The sequence below is a fragment of the Citrobacter sp. TBCS-14 genome (genome assembly GCF_005280805.1).
Classification (GTDB): Bacteria; Pseudomonadota; Gammaproteobacteria; order Enterobacterales; family Enterobacteriaceae; genus Citrobacter; species Citrobacter gillenii.
This window is the reverse complement of sequence record NZ_SZWM01000289.1, coordinates 132436-154412: the sequence shown is the minus strand read 5'-3', so window position 1 is coordinate 154412 and position 21977 is coordinate 132436. Positions and strand designations below refer to the sequence as shown.

Below are 21977 nucleotides of genomic sequence, written 5' to 3'. Positions count from 1 at the left end.
TCCTTGCGCGATTGATGAGGCTCAATCAGAATCGTCGGATTGGCCGTTATTTTGTAAAGAAATATAAATCCCGATCATGAGTCCATGAGATGTGACGACTGCAAATAGTTCAGCAATAGCACCGTTTTACCATCTCGGATCTCGCCAGTTTTGATCATCTCCAGCGCCTGCATGAAGGGGAGTTCCAGAACCTCAATATCTTCATCTTCAACGCCGCCACCGGCATTCGCCCGCTGGCTGTCACTGTATTGCGCGATAAAAAAGTGGATTAATTCGGTCACGCCGCCCGGCGACATGTACAACTCAAACAGTTTACGCACCTCACCCACTTCATAGCCGGTCTCTTCTATCGCCTCTTTGCGAATGCAGGCTTCCGGCTCGTCGTTGTCCAGCAGTCCGGCGCAGGTTTCTATTAGCTGTCCGCTTTCGTTACCGTTGACCCAGGTCGCGACGCGAAACTGGCGGATCAGCACCACGGTCTTTTTCTCCGGGTTATACAGCAGGATGGTGGCCCCGTTACCGCGATCGTAAACCTCGCGTTTGTGGCGGATGACCTCGCCGTTGCTACGGGTCAGTTCATAGGTGATATTGCGCAAGATGAAGTAGTTATCGGAAAGGACTTTGTCTTTGATGAGGGTAATTTTTTGCGACATACCGGCTCCACGGAGAGAAGTGAGCAATAATACTACGCCGTGAAACCGGGTTTGTCTTAGAACAATGTAGGCCTGATAAGCGAAGCGCCATCAGGCATTCATACGGCATATTGCCGGATGGCAACGCTAACGCGTTTTATCCGGCCTACCCGCTGATTAGTGAGATTTAACTGATTTTATACCCAGCCAGTCGACGATCCCCTGTGCGGCATGACGCCCTTCCGCCATGGCCGTCACCACCAGATCGGCTCCGCGCACCGCATCCCCCCCGGCAAAAATCTTCGGGTTCGTGGTTTGATAACGGTAAGCGCTCTCAACGTCCGCAGCGATCCGCCCCCAGCTATCAACCTTCACGCCGTGCGCCTCCAGCCATGGCATGCCGTGCGGATGAAAACCAAACGCCATGATCACCGCATCGGCAGGCATCACAAATTCACTCCCGGCGATGGGAACCGGACGCTGCCGCCCCTGCGCATCAGGTTCACCGAGTTGGGTGCGTAAGAAACGCACGCCGCTGACGCGCCCTTCAGCATTCAGCACCAGCTCAACCGGCTGGACGTTAAATTCAAAGTTAGCCCCCTCTTCGCGGGCATTTTTGACCTCTTTTTTCGAGCCGGGCATGTTGGCTTCATCCCGACGGTAAGCGCAGGTGACCTGGCTTGCCCCGTGGCGCAGCGCGGTACGCACGCAGTCCATGGCCGTATCGCCGCCGCCGAGGACCACGACGTTCAGTCCGGCGGTGTCAATAAACGGCTCCTCTGGCAGTTCATCCAGTCCCATCACCTGCTTGGTATTGGCAATCAGGAACGGTAGCGCGTCATACACACCGGGGGCGTCTTCATTCGGCAGATCCGCTTTCATCGAACGATAGGTCCCGACGCCCACGAACACCGCATCGTAGTCTTCCAGCAACGCAGCCAGCGTCACGTCCTTGCCGACTTCGCAGTTCAGCTCGAAATGAATACCCATGGTACTGAAGATTTCACGACGGCGCGCCAGCAATGATTTATCCAGTTTGAAGGCCGGAATACCAAACGTCAGTAAGCCGCCAATTTCAGGATGGCGATCGAAGACGGTGGTGCTAACGCCGTTGCGGGCTAACACATCCGCACAAGCCAGCCCCGCCGGACCCGCACCGATAATGGCGACGCGTTTATCGACTTTCTGTACATGACTTAGGTCCGGTCTCCACCCTTTGCTCAACGCGCGGTCGGAGATGTAACGTTCAATATTGCCAATGGTGACCGCACCGTGTTCATCACGTACCGTACAAGCCCCTTCGCAGAGCCGGTCCTGCGGACAGACGCGTCCGGTAATTTCCGGCAGACAGTTGGTCTGGTGCGAAAGCTCAACCGCTGCGTCAATATTTCCGGCTTTCACCAGTTCGATCCACTGTGGAATATGGTTGTGCAGCGGGCACGTCCACTCACAAATACTGTTCTCGCCACACTTCAGGCAGCGGGAGGCTTCCCGTTCAGCCTGCGCCGTGCGGAACGGCAAATAAATTTCATCAAAGCTGGTTTTACGGGCTTCAATCGGCAGTTTATCGGGCTCACCGCGCGGGGGCGTGGCCCGCATTTGTTCAACTTTACTGGTGACATGCTGCGTCACTCCGCTGGCAATCGCATGCCAGGGTTGACACTCCTGACTGGCTGCGCGCAGCCTGCGTGCTTTTGAAAGACCGGCAAGTGAGCTTTCAGTCACCTGCTGTAGCGCCTGCGCCGGACAGTTCTCAACGCAGGCCGGTCCTTCTTCCCGCCCCTGACACAAATCGCACTTATGCGCGGTCGCTTTCACCTTTCCTTTCGCCACGGGAGTCAGTACGATCTGCATCGTGCCAAAAGGACAGGCAACAACGCAGGATTTACAGCCAATACACTTTTTCGCGTTCACCTGCACGCTGTCATTGTCATGACTGATTGCGCCATTCGGACAGCTTCTGGCACAGGGCGCGTCTTCACAGTGGCGGCAAGTCACCGCACTGCGCTGGTGTTGATGTTTGATGACGGTAATGCGCGGCTGAAAATGCCGTTGGCTCAGGACATGCCGCTCATCGTTATGCGCCATGACACAGGCGACCTCACAGGCGTGGCATCCCAGGCACTGTTGGCTGTTGACCATAATAAAACGATTCATGGCTTCCTTCTTTTTTGGTTGCAAAAACCTTATTCTTTATATGACTGTTATTAACCGACCCTGAAGTGAGCGGCAATGTCCATTTGCCCAGAAAGTACAACTATTTATCCAGAACCTGTGGCAGATCAATTTATTTCATCGCATATGAAATTGTGTTTCAGTTACCATCCTGTTTCATGGCGATTTTATTAACATTTAACAAATACACTGAGTCGTTCGGGCTGCAACCAGGCGCGAGGCGCATTGTGTGAGGATGTGCGAGTGACGGTAAAGCGTCCTGTCTCGGCCAGTTTAGCCAAGGCTTTTTTCTACATCGTGCTGCTGTCAATTCTCTCTACGGGCATTGCGCTGCTTACGCTCACCAGCAGTTTGCGCGACGCGGAGGCAATTAATATTGCCGGTTCCCTGCGTATGCAAAGTTATCGGCTGGGGTATGACCTGCAAAGCCAAAGCCCACAACTCAACGCCCATCGCCAGCTTTTCCAGCAGGCGTTAAACGCGCCGGCATTACAAAATCTGAACGCCTGGTATGTTCCAGAGGCGGTAAAAAGCCGCTATGGACGTCTGCATGCGAACTGGCTGGAAATGAACACCCGACTGATAAGCGGCGATTTGCCCTGGTATCAGGCCAATATCAACAACTATGTCAATCAAATCGACCTCTTCGTTCTGGCGCTGCAGCATTATGCTGAGCGCAAAGTGATGCTGGTGTTTGGCATATCGCTGGCGGGCGGGATCGGCATATTCACCCTGGTGTTCTTTACTTTGCGGCGTATTCGCCAGCAGGTAGTACGTCCACTCAATAACCTGGTGATGGCCAGCCAGCAGATTGAACACGGTCAGTTTGATATCCCCCAACTGGATACCGGCTTGCCCAACGAACTGGGGCTGCTGGCGAAGACGTTTAGCCAGATGTCGAGTGAACTGCATAAACTGTACCGCTCGCTGGAAGCCTCCGTGGCGGAGAAAACACACGACCTTCACGAAGCCAATCGCCGCCTGGAAGTGCTGTATCAGTGCTCTCAGGCGCTGAATACCAGCCAAATTGACGTGCACTGCTTCCGCCATATTTTACAGATCGTTCGCGAGCACGACGCTGCATATTTCCTGGAACTCACCGTCGGGGATAACTGGCGGATCAGCGAAGGAACGAAAAGCCCCGACCTGCCGATGCAGATCCTGCCGGTCACCATGCAAGAGACCGTCTATGGTGAACTACACTGGCAAAGCCCTAACGTAAGTGCGTCCACACCGCTGCTTAATAGCGTGTCAACCATGCTGGGTCGCGGGCTGTACTTCAATCAGGCGCAAAAACATTTTCAGCAGCTGTTGTTAATGGAAGAGCGAGCGACCATCGCGCGTGAACTCCACGACTCGCTGGCGCAGGTGCTGTCTTATTTGCGCATTCAGTTAACGCTACTGAAGCGTTCGATTCCGGAAGATAATGCCCCGGCGCAGGGCATCATGGCCGATTTCTCCCAGGCGTTGAATGATGCGTATCGCCAGTTGCGCGAGCTGCTCACCACCTTCCGCCTGACCTTACAGCAGGCCGATCTGCCTTCTGCCCTGCACGAAATGCTGGAAACTCTGCAAAACCAAACTTCGGCTAAACTGACGCTCGATTGCCGGTTACCGACGCTGGCACTGGATGCGCAAATGCAGGTGCACCTGTTGCAGATCGTTCGTGAAGCAGTGTTGAACGCCATTAAACACGCCAGTGCGAGCGAAATTGCCGTCAGCTGCGTGACCGCGCCGGATGGGAATCATACCGTGTATATCCGCGATAACGGCGTCGGTATCGGTGACCCGCAAGAACCCGCGGGACACTATGGTTTGAATATTATGCGTGAGCGAGCAGAAAGACTCAGCGGTACACTGACCTTCTCGCAACCCTCCGGGGGCGGAACGCTGGTCAGCATTAGTTTTCGATCGGCAGAGACGGAAAGTCAGCTAACGTAAAGAACAGCAATGCGCCGTCTGGTCTGCACCCAGTCCAGACGGCGTTGGCACGAAAGGTACGCTGTAAACGCGTATGATAATTTACATTATCTTCTTTTTTTCTCCACGTTTGGCTCGTACCTTGCCGCTACAGTGAAGCAGGTCATACCCACAAATATACGCAGAAACACGAGGTCCCCTTTTAATGGCGAATTTTTTTATCGATCGCCCCATTTTTGCCTGGGTGTTAGCTATCCTGTTGTGTCTCACAGGAACCCTGGCTATTTTTTCGCTGCCCGTTGAGCAATATCCCGATCTGGCGCCGCCGAACGTGCGCGTCACCGCGAACTATCCAGGCGCGTCGGCACAAACGCTGGAAAACACCGTGACCCAGGTTATCGAACAGAACATGACCGGTCTCGATAACCTGATGTATATGTCGTCGCAAAGCAGCGGGACCGGCCAGGCGTCGGTGACACTCAGTTTTGTGGCAGGGACCGATCCTGACGAAGCCGTACAGCAGGTACAAAACCAACTGCAGTCGGCGATGCGTAAGCTGCCGCAGGCGGTACAGGATCAGGGGGTGACGGTACGTAAAACCGGGGATACCAATATCCTGACTATCGCCTTTGTCTCCACCGACGGCTCAATGGACAAGCAGGATATTGCCGACTACGTGGCGAGTAATATTCAGGACCCGCTCAGCCGTATTAACGGCGTGGGGGATATTGACGCCTACGGCTCTCAATACTCCATGCGTATCTGGCTCGACCCGGCCAAGCTGAACAGCTTCCAGATGACCGCCAAAGACGTCACCGACGCTATCGAGTCGCAAAATGCGCAAATTGCAGTCGGCCAACTTGGCGGTACGCCTTCGGTGGACAAACAGGCGCTGAATGCGACGATCAATGCTCAGTCATTGCTACAAACGCCGGACGATTTCCGCGCGATTACGCTGCGCGTGAACCAGGACGGTTCCGACGTCAAACTGGGCGACGTCGCCACAGTCGAAATGGGCGCAGAGAAATACGATTACCTCAGCCGCTTTAACGGCAATCCGGCCTCCGGTCTGGGGGTTAAATTAGCCTCTGGCGCCAATGAAATGGCGACGGCGAATCTGGTTATCAATCGCCTGAATGAGCTGTCGCAATATTTCCCGCACGGACTGGAATACAAGGTGGCGTATGAAACCACCTCCTTCGTCAAAGCATCGATTATCGACGTGGTAAAAACGCTGCTGGAAGCCATCGCGCTGGTCTTCCTTGTCATGTATCTGTTCCTGCAAAACTTCCGTGCGACGCTTATCCCAACCATCGCCGTCCCGGTGGTGTTAATGGGCACCTTCTCCGTGCTCTACGCCTTTGGCTACAGCGTCAACACGCTAACGATGTTTGCGATGGTGCTGGCCATCGGCTTGCTGGTCGATGACGCCATTGTGGTGGTGGAGAACGTCGAGCGCATCATGAGCGAGGAAGGCCTCTCGCCGCGTGAAGCCACGCGGAAATCGATGGGGCAGATCCAGGGTGCGCTGGTGGGTATCGCCATGGTGCTGTCCGCGGTATTTATCCCGATGGCCTTCTTCGGTGGCACCACCGGGGCGATTTACCGCCAATTCTCGATAACCATCGTCTCGGCAATGGTGCTGTCGGTGCTGGTGGCGATGATCCTGACCCCGGCCCTGTGCGCCACATTGCTCAAGCCGCTGCATAAGGGCGAACATCACGGTCAGACCGGGTTCTTCGGCTGGTTTAACCGCATGTTTAACCGCAATGCTGAACGCTATGAAAAAGGCGTTGCCCGAATTTTACATCGCAGCCTGCGCTGGATCCTGATCTACGGCTTACTGCTCGGCGGCATGGTATTCCTGTTCCTGCGCCTGCCAACCTCGTTCCTGCCGCTGGAAGACCGCGGCATGTTTACCACCTCGGTGCAGCTGCCCAGCGGTTCCACGCAGCAGCAGACGTTAAAAGTGGTGGAAGAAGTCGAGAAGTATTATTTCACCCATGAAAAAGACAACATCATGTCGGTCTTCTCAACCGTCGGCTCTGGCCCTGGTGGGAACGGGCAGAACGTAGCGCGCATGTTTGTCCGCTTAAAAGACTGGGACGATCGTGACGCCACCACCGGCACCTCATTTGCCATTATCGAACGCGCCACCAAAGCGTTTAACCAGATTAAAGAGGCGCGCGTATTTGCCAGCAGCCCTCCGGCCATCAGCGGCCTGGGTAGCTCTGCCGGTTTTGATATGGAGTTGCAGGATCACGCCGGTGCGGGTCATGACGCGTTAATGGCCGCACGGGACAAACTGATAGAACTTGCCGGGAAGGACACCTCTCTCACCCGCGTACGTCATAATGGCCTCGACGACAGCCCGCAGCTGCAAATTGATATCGATCAGCGCAAAGCACAGGCGTTGGGGGTTTCTATCGATGATATTAACGACACGCTGCAAACGGCCTGGGGCTCCAGTTACGTCAATGACTTTATGGACCGCGGCCGTGTGAAAAAAGTCTACGTGCAGGCGGCGGCGAAATATCGCATGCTCCCTGACGACATCAACCTGTGGTACGTGCGCAACAATAGCGGTGGTATGGTGCCGTTCTCGGCGTTTGCCACCTCGCGCTGGGAAACCGGTTCACCGCGTCTGGAACGCTACAACGGCTACTCTGCCGTCGAGATCGTCGGCGAAGCCGCGCCCGGCGTCAGTACCGGGACGGCAATGGACGTGATGGAATCGCTGGTGCATCAGCTTCCGACCGGATTTGGCCTCGAATGGACGGCGATGTCTTACCAGGAACGGCTCTCGGGCTCTCAGGCCCCTGCCCTGTACGCTATTTCGCTGCTGGTGGTGTTCCTGTGTCTGGCGGCACTGTACGAAAGCTGGTCGGTACCGTTCTCCGTCATGCTGGTAGTGCCGTTGGGGGTGATTGGCGCGCTGCTGGCGACCTGGATGCGCGGTCTGGAAAACGACGTTTATTTCCAGGTCGGGCTATTGACGGTTATCGGGCTGTCGGCGAAAAACGCGATATTAATTGTTGAGTTCGCGAATGAAATGAATGAAAAAGGACACGATTTGCTCGACGCCACACTGCACGCCTGTCGTCAGCGTTTACGTCCAATTTTAATGACCTCACTGGCATTTATCTTCGGGGTGCTGCCGATGACCATCAGCAGCGGCGCAGGCTCCGGCGGTCAGCATGCGGTAGGGACCGGTGTGATGGGCGGGATGATATCCGCCACTATTTTGGCCATTTACTTCGTGCCGCTGTTTTTTGTGCTGGTACGCAGGCGCTTCCCGCTGAAGCCACGCCCGGAATAATCAGGGCACAAAAAAGGCGACTTATTATGAGTCGCCTTTTTTTATCCCTTGCGGGATCAGGATGTCTGCCAGAAATTTATTTACGAAGCATGACTTCGATAAAATCTTTCCAGTTCCCCAGTTCACGTTCAATCATAACAACCTCTCTTATTATTATGGGCATTCTACGAAATCATCATCATTAAAAGAAGACAATTTAACCAATGGTTGTGATTGCATCCTCCCGTGTGTGGGGTGTATGTCATCACTATGCGCTATACCCATAAATTTTATGTGACTTACGGCAATATTTTGAAATATTCATACATAATCTACGACTTTGATAATTCTGATGGAAAAACAGTCAGATGCAAAGCAGTAAATTCTGAATTTTACGCCATCCATGATTCTGGAACTTTCAGGAATCATTATTCACTGTTGTTCAACAATGTTATATTTTTCTATAACGATTGAGTGACACTATGTATTATCTGCAATAACACAGATTAAGAATAAATATTCAAATTACGTCAATAAGGATTCAAATGGTCACCCTTTACGGCATTAAAAACTGCGATACGATTAAAAAAGCCCGACGCTGGCTGGAGGAACGCGGTATTGAGTACCGCTTCCATGATTATCGCGTTGACGGTCTGGACCACGCACTCATGCAGTCTTTTATCAACGAGTTAGGTTGGGAGGCGCTGCTCAATACGCGCGGAACCACCTGGCGCAAACTGGATGAAACCACGCGGAGTCGCATCACCACTGCGGACGCCGCGGCCGCGTTGATGATTGAAATGCCCGCAATGATCAAACGCCCATTGCTCTGCGCACCGGGTAAGCCTATGCTGCTGGGTTTTAGTGAATCCAGTTATATGCAGTTTTTTAATGATTGTAATGAGGTGTAGTCTATGTCGTGCCCGGTTATTGAGCTGACACAGCAGCTTATTCGCCGTCCTTCTCTGAGCCCGGATGATGCCGGGTGCCAGGCGTTAATGATTGAGCGCCTGCGCGCGGTAGGTTTTACCGTTGAGCGAATGGATTTTGGTGACACACAGAATTTTTGGGCATGGCGCGGACACGGTGAGACGCTGGCGTTTGCCGGTCACACCGACGTCGTGCCTGCCGGCGATGTTGATCGTTGGATCAATCCGCCATTTGAGCCGACAATCCGCGACGGCCTGCTGTTCGGACGCGGCGCTGCGGATATGAAAGGATCGCTGGCGGCAATGGTTGTCGCGGCAGAGCGTTTCGTCGCTCAGCACCCTAACCATAAAGGCCGTCTGGCATTTTTAATCACCTCTGATGAAGAAGCCAGCGCGAAAAATGGCACCGTGAAGGTGGTTGAAGCGCTGATGGCCCGCAACGAACGACTGGACTATTGCCTGGTCGGCGAGCCATCCAGTACCGAAATCGTCGGTGATGTGGTCAAGAACGGGCGTCGGGGTTCACTGACCTGCAACCTGACGATTCACGGGGTTCAGGGACACGTGGCCTATCCGCATCTGGCTGATAACCCTGTGCACCGCGCTGCGCCAATGCTGAATGAACTGGTAGGCATTGAATGGGATCAGGGCAATGAATTTTTCCCCGCGACCAGCATGCAGATTGCCAATATTCAGGCAGGAACCGGCAGCAATAACGTCATCCCCGGCGAGCTTTTTGTTCAGTTCAACTTCCGGTTCAGCACCGAACTCAACGATGAGATGATCAAATCGCGGGTGCTGGCGCTGCTGGATAAGCATCAGCTGCGTTATACCGTCGACTGGTGGCTTTCCGGTCAGCCGTTCCTGACGGATCGCGGTAAACTGGTGGATGCAGTGGTCAACGCCATTGAGCACTATAATGAAATTAAACCGCAGTTACTGACTACAGGCGGGACATCCGACGGGCGCTTTATTGCCCGCATGGGGGCGCAGGTAGTAGAACTTGGGCCGGTCAATGCCACCATTCATAAAATTAATGAATGTGTTAATGCCGCCGACCTGCAGCTGCTTGCCCGTATGTATCAACGTATCATGGAGCAGCTCGTCGCCTGATGAGCGTTCCTGCAAGAGGAAATGAGCATGGACTTGCTGGCAAAGTATTGGTGGATTTTAGTACTGGTTTTTCTGGTAGGCGTACTGCTGAACGTAATCAAAGATCTCAAGCGCGTTGACCATAAAAAATTTCTCGCCAATAAACCGGAGCTTCCCCCGCATCGTGACTTTAACGATAAATGGGATGATGACGATGACTGGCCGAACAAGGATCAGCCGAAGAAATAATCGCAGTCCCATAGGCCCGGTAAGCGTTAGCGCCACCGGGCATTAAGTGCCGGATGGCGACCTCGCCTTATCCGGCCTACGGGCTAGATCATCTCAATCACATCATCATCGTGGGGCTTACCACCACTCAGTGCTTCATCGAAATAGTGCTTCGGTACGGTAAAGCGCAAATGATCGAGTGCATATTGCATGCTGCGATCGTCAATGGCATGGCCGAGATCCTCGACGATATCCAGCGTCACATCCCCTCCGGCACGAATTAATGCTTCCTGCGCGGCAACGGCGTGAGATAACTCGATAATCCGGTCTTCCCCGCCATGAATCAAATGCACCGTTGTGGCGGTCGTCGCCACCTCCGGCACGCTGGCGTAGCGGCCATTGAAGGCGATGACCCGCGATGCCAGCCCCGGTTCGGCCTTGATACTCTCAAGCGACATAATCGCCCCCTGCGAAAAACCAATCAGCGCGGTTGCCTGAGGGGAAACGCCGCTCTGTTGCTGCCAGTAGCGTACGATGTCGATAAACACCGGCATGATGGCATCAACCCGCTCCTGACGGTTCTGTTCCGTCACGCCCTGCACTGAAAACCACTGCCGGCCGCCGGTGGAACCATAAGGCTGTGCCCCACCGATACTGACAATCAGCGCATCGGGGAACAGCGGTGCAAACCAGGAACCAATTTCGCCCATGGCAACCGGGTTATCGCCGACGCCATGAAACAGCAGCAACAGCTGTTGCGCAGGTTTATCGGGGCTTTGAACAACAAAATGGTCATGTTTCATGGCGATCTCCTTAACTGATAAGAGTAATTCTACGCCGCTTAATCGCAATGACCATGCCAGGAAATTGAAGAAGTCAGTGAAAAAATTGCCATTGCATAATGCGATTCTGTAGCTGTTGCGTCCGGGCCGCATCGATCTGGGCCAACGCCTGCGCCGCTTCAGCCCGCTGAACCAACAACAGCGCTTTACGCCCGGACACCTTCAATCGCTGGCACAGTTCAGTGTCGCCGCATCTCTCGTCGACACGTCCGCGTAATGCCGGAAGAGGTAGCTCGCTGCGCTGGAGTAGACGACTCAGACAACCTAACGACGTGAGCAGCGGCCGATGCGCAAAACCAAATCCAGCCAACGCCTGCCAGTCGTCATCATTAAGCGTAGTCTCTTTCAGCGGCACGACCGGGATCGCCTCATCGTTCCACTGTGCCAGAACGTCAGCATCCCGACGCAGGCGCAGGTGTTCGGTTGCGGCCAGGCGTTTTCCCGCCTCGCTTATTGGCAGCAGCGCCATCGCGGTGTAGCAGCCGCTGCTGGCCTCCCGATGATTCCCCATCCGCACCAGCACAAAGCCGCAGCGCTGCCAGAAACGCCATAGCTCACTCGTATAACCAAAACTGACCGACAGATAGTCACACTGCGTGGAATAGTAATGAGCCTGCTCGATTAGCCGTTGCCCAATACCTTCCCGCTGGCGGGCGGGATGAACCGCAATACGGCTTACTCGCCGTCCAACGAGCGTCGCCGCCTGCGGGTCACTGCCGTGCGCGGCCAGTGATTGCGCCACCAGATTTCCTCTTGGACGACGATAACCTGCCCAGACGGCCTGGCTAAGTTCAGCGGATAAGCCGCCTTCATCCACCAACCAGACGGCCCCCGCCACCGCGTCAGCCGCCGATGCTTGCAAAAAATGCTGGCCAGGCGCGTCCATCATTCGGCGCAAATCCAGCGGAGACGTGCGGTAATGCGCCCCGGAGAGCAGCCGGTATACCGCCAGCGGCAGATGCGGATTACTATGCCAGGCCGTCGACTCAAAGGTGGAGAAGTGGATATCGCCTTGAGGGGGATGCAAAAAAGTGTCGTCGTCGAACACCAGCGTCTCACTGACGGTTTGTTCCAGCGGACACCCCTGAGCCCACCTGATGGGCTGCTGCAGTTCATAACGCAGAAGATGGGGGAAACGCGCGCAGAACTTCAATAAGAACCCTCTGCCGGTTCCCTCGTAGCCCTGAACGGTGGTAGTCAACAGCACACGTGGAAAACGCGAAACCAGCTGATGCAGCAACGGGGCGGGAATAGCGGCCGCTTCATCCACAATCAACCAATCAGCGGTTTCGCTGCCGGTGAGTAACGCATCAGGCGCCATAAAGCGATAACGTTCTCCGGCAAACTGCGCCAGCACATCCGTCGCCGCTTTTGCCGGGGCGGTAACAATGGCGCTTGCCTTCATGCGTGATATCAACTGCCCGGCCAGCGCGGATTTACCCCGGCCTCGCGCGGCGGTTACCGCTGCCACGCCGGGCGGCATATCCAGCAGCTGCTGTAAAATGACCGCCTGCTCTGGCTGAGGCTCGCCGTTAGCTGGCTGCCAGCGAGCGCGCGCGGGAAAATGTCCAGGCGCAAACGGCTGATGCTGTTGCCAGTGCAGGGTTTGTCCGTCACGGGTCATCACCCGTTGAAAGTGTTCGACAAAGTGCGGCGTAGGGATAGGTTCGGCGCAATCGCTCCAGCGCAGTGAATCCACATCAGGATGCGTTTGCCAGGTCAGCCAGGGGGGCGTCAGCAGCACCAGCCAGCTTCCGGCACGCAGCGTGCCGCTTAGGGCGGCAAACGCCGCAGCGTCAAATCCCTGACGGGCATCAAAAACCGCATGGCGAAACTCACGCCCCAGTAACGTTTGTAGCGCTTGCGGCGTGCAGTACGGTTCAGCGGGGGCCGTTGCCCCCACCCAAAGCCAGTCGCCGGGTAATGTGTTGCGTAGCGCAAGCGCCCGCTCCTGAGGCCACAGACCCTCGCCGCTAATAATCAGCAGGTGACGGATGCCTTCCCGGGCCATGTGTTCAGTTAACGCATTCAGTGCGGTGTTATCGGACATCCCTGCCTCAGGATCTTAAATGCCTTTGCCAAAGGTATTACATTGCGCCGGGTCGCCGCTATCAAAACCGCGTTTGAACCAGCTATAGCGCTGTTCAGAGGTACCATGCGTAAAGCTGTCCGGTACCACGCGTCCCTGCCCCTGCTGCTGCAGGCGATCGTCACCAATTGCCTGGGCGGCGTTCAGCGCTTCTTCCAGATCGCCCGTTTCCAGCACGCCCTGCTGCTGCATACTGTTGCCCCAGACGCCAGCAAAGCAGTCGGCCTGCAGCTCCATACGCACGGAAAGACGATTCACTTCCGCCTGCGAGGCATTCTGCTGCATCTGGCGAACTTTCGGTTCTATGCCTAGTAGTTTCTGCACGTGGTGGCCAACCTCATGCGCAATGACATAGCCCTGAGCAAAATCACCGTCAGCACCGAGCTTACTTTTCATGTCGTCATAGAAGGAGAGATCGATATAGACCGTGCCGTCCGCAGGGCAATAAAATGGCCCCATCACTGACTGGCCTGCTCCACATCCGGTTCGCGTCGCGCCACGGTACATCACCAGCTTAGGCTGCTGATAAGTACGGCCCATTTTTTCAAACTGCTGGCCCCAGGTGTCTTCGGTCGTGGCGAGGATCACCGAGGTAAATTTGGCCGCTTCATCATCATTCGGACTGATGGAACGCGTGGATTGCTGCTGCGAAACAGGTTGGCCGGTCATTAACCCGGTGAGATCGACGCCATAATAGCCGGCCACAAGGACCACAATCAGCAGGATGATGCCGCCTTTACCACGTGGCAAACGAAAGCCCGGCCCGCCCATAGAAGGTCCGCCGCCCGAACTGTTACGTCTGTCTTCTACATTGTCGCTTTCGCGACGCCCTTGCCAGCGCATAATCACCTCAACTTTTTATTCATTATGATGATGATCGTAGGCGGTTCGGAACAGGATTACCATAAGAAAGAGTAATCAAACCAGGGGGGAATTGATGAGCCGGAGAGCGATCGCCGGCTCAGGAAGGGATCAGTCTAACTTCACACCCAGGCGATGTGCGACAGCTTCATAGGCTTCGATCAGGCCGCCCAGACTCTGGCGGAAACGGTCTTTGTCCATTTTATCCAGCGTTTCTTTGTCCCACAGACGGCTACCGTCCGGAGAGAATTCGTCGCCCAGAACCACTTCACCTTTATACAAACCAAACTCAAGTTTGAAGTCGACCAGGATCAGACCCGCGTCATCAAACATTTTTTTCAGCACGTCGTTGGCTTTGTAGGTCAGCTCTTTCATTCGTGCCAGATTCTCTTTGCTCACCCAACCAAACGTTTCGCAATAGGACTCGTTAATCATTGGATCGTGCATAGCATCGTTTTTCAGGAACAGATCAAACAGCGGCGGATTCAGTTCAATACCTTCCTCAACGCCTAAACGCTTCACCAGGGAACCTGCCGCGCGGTTACGCACCACGCACTCGACCGGGACCATCTCCAGTTTTTTCACCAGACATTCGGTATCGGATAGCAGTCGCTCCATTTGGGTCGGAATGCCCGCTTCTTGCAGTTTGGTCATAATGAAATGGTTGAACTTATTGTTCACCATGCCTTTACGATCGAACTGTTCGATGCGCGCGCCATCCCCTGCTGACGTATCATTGCGGAATTCGAGCACCAACAGGTCCGGGTTTTCCGTGCTGTATACGGTCTTCGCTTTACCACGATACAGCTCAGCTTGCTTTTGCATCTTTATTACTCCTGGGTGTGAAATAACGATAAATATTGCGTTTTTCTGCTGACGCACACGTTTGCGTATCATACCAGAAAAAAGGGCTGGAGTTATCCAGCCCTTGATTTTTACTTACTGAATGCTGCCTGGAAGACGGCGACCAGCGCGTCGTTCTGGCTTTGCGTCAGGGTATGTCCCTTCGGATCGATAAACTGCAAGCTGCTGCGGTTGTCTAAATCACCGACCTGCAGTTTGTAGTCGCCGGATACGAGACCCGGATCGCTCGCGCCCAGTTCCTGCCAGTTGCTATCGGACAGCGGTTTGTAGGTTACGGCGATGCTGCCCTGAGAACGAGTACTGTCGGTCACTTTCATGCCCACTTTCTCAAGTGCTGCTGGCAGACGCTGCCACACCACGTTGAACGGTCCGCGTACCACCAGCATCGGCAAGCCGGTGTCATCGGCGGCGCTCTGAACATCCATGGTGGCGGCAGAGCGGCTCTGCGCGGCATTCGCGGCGTCGGTGGCGGTCTTATCCAGACCCGCTGAGATAACGTTCATCATCTCAGCGCTGTAGCGCTGCATTGATGCAGCATCTGCCACCGGCTTACCGGCCTGCTCGAGGTTAACCAGTTTCACCGTTACCGCCTGCTGATAGCCCTGCGGTTTAACCGAGATTTGATAACGTCCGCGATACTGCTCGTCTTCATCAAGACGGTTCCAGTCAACCCAATCGGTCGTCAGCGTCTGACTGGCATCATCACGTTTGGTAATGGTGTAGTTTTTCGCCTGAATCACGCTAACGACCTGCGGCCACAGCGTGTTACTACGACCATTCTCTACCAGCAACGTTGCCGTATCACCTGCGATCTGGGTACGTGCACCGCTAACCAATGCCAGCGGTTGAGCCGGTGGGCGAATATCCAGCGCTTTACCAACAGCACCGCTGCCGTTGGTTACCGGGATGGTATAATCACCGGTTGTTACCGGCAGAATCATCCCAGCTGGCGCATGAAGCTCAGCAAGCGGTGCGGCCTCCAGATAGGATTCATCACCGCTCACCTGGCGCTTATAGCGCGAGTCAGAACTACAGGCCGCGAGCAACATAACTAGCGAAACACCCGCAACCTTGGCCAGGCGCGACTTTTGTACTGAGTAAGCCATCAAATCTCCCTAAACTTTACAGCAAACCGGCATGCTTAAGCGCCGCTTTGACGATATCACGAGCATTGTCCGTGATTGGCGTCATCGGCAGACGCAGCGTATCGGTTGCCACAAGACCCAATTCCTTACATGCCCATTTCACCGGGATAGGATTGGGTTCGACAAATAGTTTGTTGTGTAACGGCATCAAACGCTGGTTAATCACCCGCGCCTCGGCAAAACGCCCTTCTGCCGCCAATTTGCACATTTCAGCCATTTCACGTGCCGCTACGTTAGTGGTAACGGAAATCACGCCATGACCACCGAGCTGCATAAAGTCCAGCCCGGTCGCGTCATCACCGCTGAGCAGAATAAAATCGTCTGAAACCAGCTCTTTGATCTGGTGAACACGACTTAAGTTCCCTGTGGCCTCTTTGATAGCGACAATATTTTTTACTTTCGCCAGACGACCCACGGTCTCCGGCAGCATATCGCAGCCAGTACGGGACGGCACATTATACAGAATTTGTGGCAAGTCAGTATGTTCAGCGATGGCTTTGAAATGCTGGAACAAACCTTCCTGCGTCGGGCGGTTGTAGTAAGGCGTCACCGTCAGGCAGCCGACAATACCGCTGTCGTTGAAACGCTGCGTCAGACTAATGGCTTCTGCGGTCGCATTGGCGCCGGTTCCGGCAATCACCGGAATACGCCCGTCGGCCAGTTCCAGCGTCATCATCACCACATCGCCATGTTCATCATGACTCAGCGTGGCGGACTCACCGGTAGTGCCAACCGAAACGATCGCCGAGGTGCCGCTGGCGACATGATAATCAATCAGTTTTTTCAGGCTCGACCGGCAGACTTTACCTTTCTCATCCATCGGCGTAATAAGCGCGACAATACTTCCCGTGAACATGGGCCATCCTCTGTGCAAACAAGTGTCTCAATGGTACGTTTGGTACGACAATAAAAGCAAGCGACCAGAGCCCTTCTGATTGTTGTATGCATGTTTTTTTTATGCTTTCCTTATAATTACCTCACCGCTCAAAGGAAGAACAGGTTTGACATCGTCATCGCAACACTATCTGGTCATTACTGCGCTGGGTGCCGACCGCCCAGGAATTGTGAACACCATCACTCGCCATGTCAGCAGTTGTGGCTGTAATATTGAAGACAGCCGACTGGCCATGCTGGGTGACGAGTTTACATTTATCATGCTGTTGTCTGGTACCTGGAATGCCATCACCCTGATTGAATCAACCTTGCCGTTGAAAGGCGCAGAGCTAGATTTATTGATTGTGATGAAGCGTACAACCGCACGCCCCCGCCCGGCGATGCCCGCCACGGTATGGGTTCAGGTTGATGTCCCTGACTCTCCCCATTTGATTGAGCGTTTTACCGCCCTTTTCGACAGTCATCAAATGAATATTGCCGAACTGGTTTCTCGCACCCAACCGGCGGAGAACGGAAAGGCTGCCCAGTTGTTTATTCAGATTACCGCACATAGCCCTGCGTCACACGATTCGGCAAATATTGAGGATGCGTTTAAAGCACTCTGTACAGAACTCAATGCGCAAGGCAGTATTAACGTCGTCAATTACTCACAGCATGATGAACAGGATGGAGTTAAGTAATGAACCCACTGAAAGCCGGTGATATCGCACCGAAATTTAGCTTGCCGGATCAAGACGGAGAACAAGTAAATTTAACCGACTTCCAGGGACAGCGTGTTCTGGTTTATTTCTACCCGAAAGCCATGACGCCCGGCTGTACCGTACAGGCCTGTGGCTTACGCGATAACATGGATCAGTTAAAAAAAGCCGGCGTGGAAGTGCTGGGTATCAGCACCGATAAACCGGAGAAGCTTTCCCGCTTCGTGGAGAAGGAAGTGCTTAACTTCACGCTCCTGTCCGATGAAGATCACCAGGTTTGCGAGCAGTTTGGCGTCTGGGGAGAAAAGTCATTTATGGGTAAAACCTATGATGGCATTCATCGCATCAGCTTCCTGGTGGATGCTGACGGCAAGATTGAACATGTGTTTGATGATTTCAAAACCAGCAATCACCACGACATCGTGCTGAAATGGGTGCAGGAAAACGCCTGATTTATTTTTGCCGGATTAAGCCTGATGGCGACGCTACGCGTCTTATCAGGCCTACATCCGCGCAAGTCCGTAGGCCGGATAAGGCATTTACGCCGCTATCCGGCATCAACGTCGTTTACTCAAACGTCCCTTTAACACACGCTTTTTTCTCTTTCACCACCGCGTTGCCCTTCGCCCACAGGTGGTAAACCTCCAGCGTGTCGTTGAGCACCAGAATGTCCGCATCGCATCCAACCGCCAGACGTCCTTTATGCCCAAGTCCCAGAAACTCCGCCACCGTGCGCGTGAGCGGACATAATGCCTGCTCCAGAGGAATGGCATGAACCGTCACCAGTTGGCGCAGCGTGTGTGCCAGTGATTCAAATCCGGCCACACCAATCCCCGTCAGATTGCCCTGTTCATCAAACTCCGGCTGGCTGCCGTTACCGTCTGAACTCAAGGTAATCCGCGACAGTGGAACGTCGCTGCGCAGCGCGGTCGCGATGGCCGTTGCCGGATCCACGGGCTCATCAATACTGCTGGTAATGTCGATATACCCCCCTTTGCGGGCATAGGCTAAGGCGGCCTCAAACAACGGTTCCGCGCGGTTAACATGCGTTGGCAGCAGTTTGGTTATCGGCACATCTGAATGCGCGAGGACGTCATACAGCGGCTCCAGCATGCGCGGGCTGTCCCCCATATGGAAGACGCTAATCCCCGGCTTCTGCCCTAATAATCCGCCGACGCGCGACTGCGCCGCCATGTTCGCCAGCACCGCGGTATTCGGGGCTGATGAGCGATGGTCTGAAATCGCACATTTCACCCCTATCACCTTGTCGATCAGCGCTACATCGCGCTCAATACTGCCGGTAATGGTCGGGGAAGGTAACGAATACGCGCCGGTGAGCATCCAGGCACTGATGCCTTCATATTCCAGTGCTCGGGTTTTCGCCAACAGCGACTCCGGATGACGGGTAATTCCGTCGGTACCCAGCAATCCCACCACTGAGGTGATACCCGCTTCAACCAGACGTGATAGGCGCACTTCCGGTGTGCGGGTGTGGGGCCGGCCTCTCCGCCACCGCCAATCAAATGAACGTGCTGATCGATAAACCCCGGACAAACAATGGCACCCTCGAGATTAATACACTGACAGCCGGGAAAATCGTCTGCCAGGATAGACGGCGCGATGGCGACAATTTTTCCGCCCACGACCAGAATATCTTGTTGCCCCAAATCGTCAGGCGCGTAAACGTGTCCGCGCTGGAACAGCGTCAGACCAAGAATTGAACAGTTCATAACCTTCCTTGTCAGGCAATTACCTGCATAACCCAAATAGAGAGCAGCGCATTCATCACGCATACCGCAATAATAAGCGGATAATAGCGAGGATGAACCCCCGCAGTCCCCAGACAGCGTCCGACATTTTGCACTGGATTCCCCATCAGGTAGATGGCCGGTAGCAATACCGTCGCATCATGTCCCGAAAGGGTTCCGGCGACAACCAGACTGGCGCAAACGCCAACGCCGCCGCCCATACTCATCACCGCCGCCAACAGCACGGTGGCAGATTCCCCCGGCAATCCCCACAGCGCCATAACCGGTTCGCACACCCGGCCGACGACGTCGAGCAACCCCGTTACCTTTAGCGCCTGAATAATCACAAACGCCATCACCACGTTCGGTAACAGGCTGGTGGTGGCAATGGTAAACCCGCGCCTTGCGCCATCGATGAACATATCCATGACATTTTTACGTACGTGTGTTGTCATCTCAGGCCTCCTGCTGCGTACGGCGATTTTCAAGCTGCGCGATCCACAGCCGTAGCAGGTTCGCGCCGACAAATTTGAAGACCAGGATCACCGCCAGTGGCGTTATCACCGGAACGGTAACCATCGTAAACAGCGCCGCGCCTGAGGAAAAATAGTTGGTGATACACGCGCTACCGCTGGTTTGCCAGCAGGCAAAAATAGCGCGTTCCTGCTCGGTGATAATCCCCTCTTCCGCCAGCTCTTTGGTCATTCCGGCTGCGGCATCGGTATTTTGCACATTCGCAATCAGCGCCAACGAGCAAATACCCGGAACGCCGAGTAAGGGGCGCAGGACCGGCGTCATTAGCTGCTGCGCCGCGCGCAACCCTCCCAAGCCTTCGGTAATGGAGATGATGCCAAGTGACAGAATGACGGAGGGCGCCAGTTCCAGCGCAAATAAAAAGCCATCTTTTGCGCCCATCCCGCCGGCACCGCGAAACGAGACCGCCGTCTCGCCTGCCGCGTTTATCTGCCCAAATGCGCCGTTGAGAACGGTGAAATCGAACACCCGCCACCAGTCGGTACTTTTCGAAAACATGCCGGAAAAAAGGATAATAGTGACGAAAAAGGCGAGATAGCCAACCCATCCCGCTTTTTGTTGCGTGTGCGTGTTGTGACCCATTTTTTTCTCCTGTTGGTCTTATTCCTTGTGTGACAAAAAAACATCACATTGGTCAAGTTAAAGGCTAATACGGAGAAAAACGACACCCAGGAAGATTATTCAGAAAGTGTGTATAGAGGTCAGACAAGTTCTGGCCCGGCGGCATTGCACCGCCGGGCGTCAGGGTCTATGACTCGTCAATCGTCTGACCATCCGGCCAGGCATGGACGACTGCTTTGATTAACGTCGCCAGCGGAATAGCAAAGAATACGCCCCAGAATCCCCACAGCCCGCCAAAAATCACCACCGACAGAATAATCACCAGTGGATGCAGGTTTACGGCTTCAGAGAACAGCACTGGGACCAACAGATTGCCATCCAGCGCCTGAATGATCAGGTACACGGCAAAGCAGCTCCAGAACTCGGTCCCGAGACCAAACTGGAACAGCGCCACGCCCACCACCGGGATGGTCACCACGAAGGCACCGATATACGGGATCAGGACTGAAAAACCGACCAGTACAGCCAGCAGCAAGGAGTAGTTGAGGCCAAACAGCAGGAAGCCCAGCCAGGTGGCGACGCCTACCACCACCATTTCCAGCACTTTGCCGCGAATATAGTTGGTGATTTGCTGGTTCATCTCTTTCCAGACCTGCCCGGCCAGTCCACGATTACGCGGAAGTACCCGACGTACGGCATTCAGCATCTGGCTTTTGTCTTTCACCAGGAAGAACACCATTAGCGGAACGAGAACCAGATACACCGCCAGCGTCAGCAATCCGACCAGCGAAGCCAGCGAATATTTCACCACGGAATCGCCCATATTGAGCATTCGCGCGCGCATATTCTCTGCCATCGCATCAATGATGCCGGCATCCATCAGCGCCGGATACCGTCGCGGCAAGGTAGCGGCAAAATCAGACAGCTTGTTAAGCATGCCGGGCATATCGCGAATCAGGTAGATCCCCTGCTGCCACGCGACCGGCATTACCACAAACGCCATCAGCAGTAGAATACCGACGAACACCACCAGTACAATGGATGTCGCCCAACGCCTTGAACAACCGATATTTTCCAGCCGCACGGTGGGCCATTCCAGCAGATAAGCCAGCACAATGGCAACCAGCAGCGGCGCTAACAGCCCACTAAAGAAGAAAAGGATGCCAAAACCGGCAACCAGAATAATCAGCAAGGCAATAGCCTCAGGGTCGCTAAAGCGGCGGCGATACCATTGCATCAACATTTCGAGCATAAAACCCTTCCATGAACCTCAATAGCGGGATTGCGATCCCGAATTGTATCGAAATGTCACAAAAAAGACTTCGCTTTTTATAGCGGTTTACGCAAAGTGAAAAGACATTTTTCCTGGGTGTTCATCGTCGAATTTCGCAGTTACACTCCCAAAGCTGTCTGAGGGTGAACGATACTTCACAGCATGGGTCAAATGGCTATCTCAAAAAAGAATAC

The 21977-nt window shown here is 54.4% G+C and carries 19 protein-coding genes and 1 pseudogene; 7 read left to right on the top strand and 13 right to left on the bottom strand.

The genetic code is table 11. The features are described 5' to 3' along the window. Positions 1-74: 74 nt before the first annotated feature. Entirely contained in the window at positions 75-653 is a 579-nt protein-coding gene (gene nudK, locus FDX22_RS13210) for a GDP-mannose pyrophosphatase NudK (RefSeq protein ID WP_117343539.1), read from the bottom strand. Positions 654-809: 156 nt separating this feature from the next. Beyond that, positions 810-2789: a formate-dependent uric acid utilization protein AegA gene (aegA, locus tag FDX22_RS13205; RefSeq protein ID WP_146717304.1), complete on the bottom strand. Its 1980-nt coding sequence runs from the start codon at positions 2787-2789 to the stop codon at positions 810-812. Between the two features lie 261 nt (positions 2790-3050). Between aegA and narQ the strand changes: the two genes are divergently transcribed. Both narQ and acrD read left to right on the top strand, forming a co-directional pair. Further along, positions 3051-4748, top strand: a complete 1698-nt coding sequence (gene narQ, locus FDX22_RS13200; protein WP_115257808.1) for a nitrate/nitrite two-component system sensor histidine kinase NarQ — start codon at positions 3051-3053, stop codon at positions 4746-4748. Between the two features lie 184 nt (positions 4749-4932). After that, a complete protein-coding gene (gene acrD / locus FDX22_RS13195; RefSeq protein WP_096756209.1) occupies positions 4933-8046 on the top strand; it encodes a multidrug efflux RND transporter permease AcrD in 3114 nt (1037 codons plus the stop codon). A 76-nt stretch (positions 8047-8122) separates the two neighbouring features. On the opposite strand, the gene ypfM is transcribed toward acrD, so the two are convergent. Continuing rightward, positions 8123-8182, bottom strand: a complete 60-nt coding sequence (gene ypfM / locus FDX22_RS13190; RefSeq protein WP_001386977.1) for a protein YpfM — start codon at positions 8180-8182, stop codon at positions 8123-8125. Positions 8183-8570: 388 nt separating this feature from the next. On the opposite strand from ypfM, the gene FDX22_RS13185 reads away from it, so the two are divergent. From FDX22_RS13185 to FDX22_RS13175, 3 genes are read left to right on the top strand one after another with little or no spacing between them, the layout of a single operon-like run. Next, positions 8571-8936, top strand: coding sequence for an ArsC family reductase (locus FDX22_RS13185; RefSeq protein ID WP_115257807.1), 366 nt, complete (start codon positions 8571-8573; stop codon positions 8934-8936). 3 nt (positions 8937-8939) lie between these two features. Beyond that, on the top strand, positions 8940-10067 hold the full coding sequence (gene dapE / locus FDX22_RS13180; protein WP_096756207.1) for a succinyl-diaminopimelate desuccinylase: 1128 nt from the start codon (positions 8940-8942) through the stop codon (positions 10065-10067). Between the two features lie 27 nt (positions 10068-10094). Next, positions 10095-10295 (top strand): hypothetical protein, encoded by a 201-nt coding sequence (locus tag FDX22_RS13175; protein ID WP_096756206.1) that lies wholly within the window; start codon positions 10095-10097, stop codon positions 10293-10295. Positions 10296-10378: 83 nt separating this feature from the next. Here FDX22_RS13175 and ypfH read toward each other — a convergent pair whose 3' ends face one another. The 6 genes from ypfH to dapA all read right to left on the bottom strand — a co-directional run bounded on the left by ypfH (position 10379) and on the right by dapA (position 16931). Then, the gene (gene ypfH, locus FDX22_RS13170; protein WP_146717303.1) at positions 10379-11077 is read right to left on the bottom strand and encodes an esterase; all 699 of its coding nucleotides are present in this window, start codon (positions 11075-11077) and stop codon (positions 10379-10381) included. A 73-nt stretch (positions 11078-11150) separates the two neighbouring features. After that, entirely contained in the window at positions 11151-13166 is a 2016-nt protein-coding gene (locus FDX22_RS13165) for a tRNA(Met) cytidine acetyltransferase TmcA (protein WP_146717302.1), read from the bottom strand. A 15-nt stretch (positions 13167-13181) separates the two neighbouring features. After that, entirely contained in the window at positions 13182-14048 is an 867-nt protein-coding gene (locus FDX22_RS13160) for a neutral zinc metallopeptidase (RefSeq protein ID WP_117343535.1), read from the bottom strand. 129 nt (positions 14049-14177) lie between these two features. Continuing rightward, entirely contained in the window at positions 14178-14891 is a 714-nt protein-coding gene (gene purC, locus FDX22_RS13155) for a phosphoribosylaminoimidazolesuccinocarboxamide synthase (RefSeq protein WP_096756202.1), read from the bottom strand. A 110-nt stretch (positions 14892-15001) separates the two neighbouring features. Next, positions 15002-16036 (bottom strand): outer membrane protein assembly factor BamC, encoded by a 1035-nt coding sequence (gene bamC / locus FDX22_RS13150; protein ID WP_117343534.1) that lies wholly within the window; start codon positions 16034-16036, stop codon positions 15002-15004. Positions 16037-16052: 16 nt separating this feature from the next. Further along, positions 16053-16931, bottom strand: coding sequence for a 4-hydroxy-tetrahydrodipicolinate synthase (gene dapA, locus FDX22_RS13145; protein WP_096756200.1), 879 nt, complete (start codon positions 16929-16931; stop codon positions 16053-16055). Positions 16932-17076: 145 nt separating this feature from the next. Here dapA and FDX22_RS13140 point away from each other — a divergent pair, with 145 nt between their 5' ends. Together FDX22_RS13140 and bcp are read left to right on the top strand one after the other, a co-directional pair. After that, entirely contained in the window at positions 17077-17649 is a 573-nt protein-coding gene (locus FDX22_RS13140; RefSeq protein WP_003037954.1) for a glycine cleavage system transcriptional repressor, read from the top strand. Continuing rightward, positions 17649-18119, top strand: a complete 471-nt coding sequence (gene bcp / locus FDX22_RS13135) for a thioredoxin-dependent thiol peroxidase (RefSeq protein ID WP_096756198.1) — start codon at positions 17649-17651, stop codon at positions 18117-18119. The genes FDX22_RS13140 and bcp overlap by 1 nt, the downstream gene beginning before the upstream one ends. 115 nt (positions 18120-18234) lie before the next feature. Here the strand turns inward: bcp and iadA are convergent. The 4 genes and pseudogenes from iadA to FDX22_RS13115 form a co-directional block, all read right to left on the bottom strand. After that, positions 18235-19397, bottom strand: a pseudogene (gene iadA / locus FDX22_RS13130) (beta-aspartyl-peptidase). A gap of 11 nt (positions 19398-19408) precedes the next feature. Then, positions 19409-19870, bottom strand: coding sequence for a YjiG family protein (locus FDX22_RS13125; protein ID WP_117343531.1), 462 nt, complete (start codon positions 19868-19870; stop codon positions 19409-19411). A gap of 1 nt (position 19871) precedes the next feature. Continuing rightward, a complete protein-coding gene (locus tag FDX22_RS13120) occupies positions 19872-20531 on the bottom strand; it encodes a nucleoside recognition domain-containing protein (RefSeq protein WP_117343530.1) in 660 nt (219 codons plus the stop codon). Between the two features lie 166 nt (positions 20532-20697). After that, on the bottom strand, positions 20698-21762 hold the full coding sequence (locus FDX22_RS13115) for an AI-2E family transporter (RefSeq protein ID WP_096756194.1): 1065 nt from the start codon (positions 21760-21762) through the stop codon (positions 20698-20700). Positions 21763-21977 lie beyond the last annotated feature (215 nt).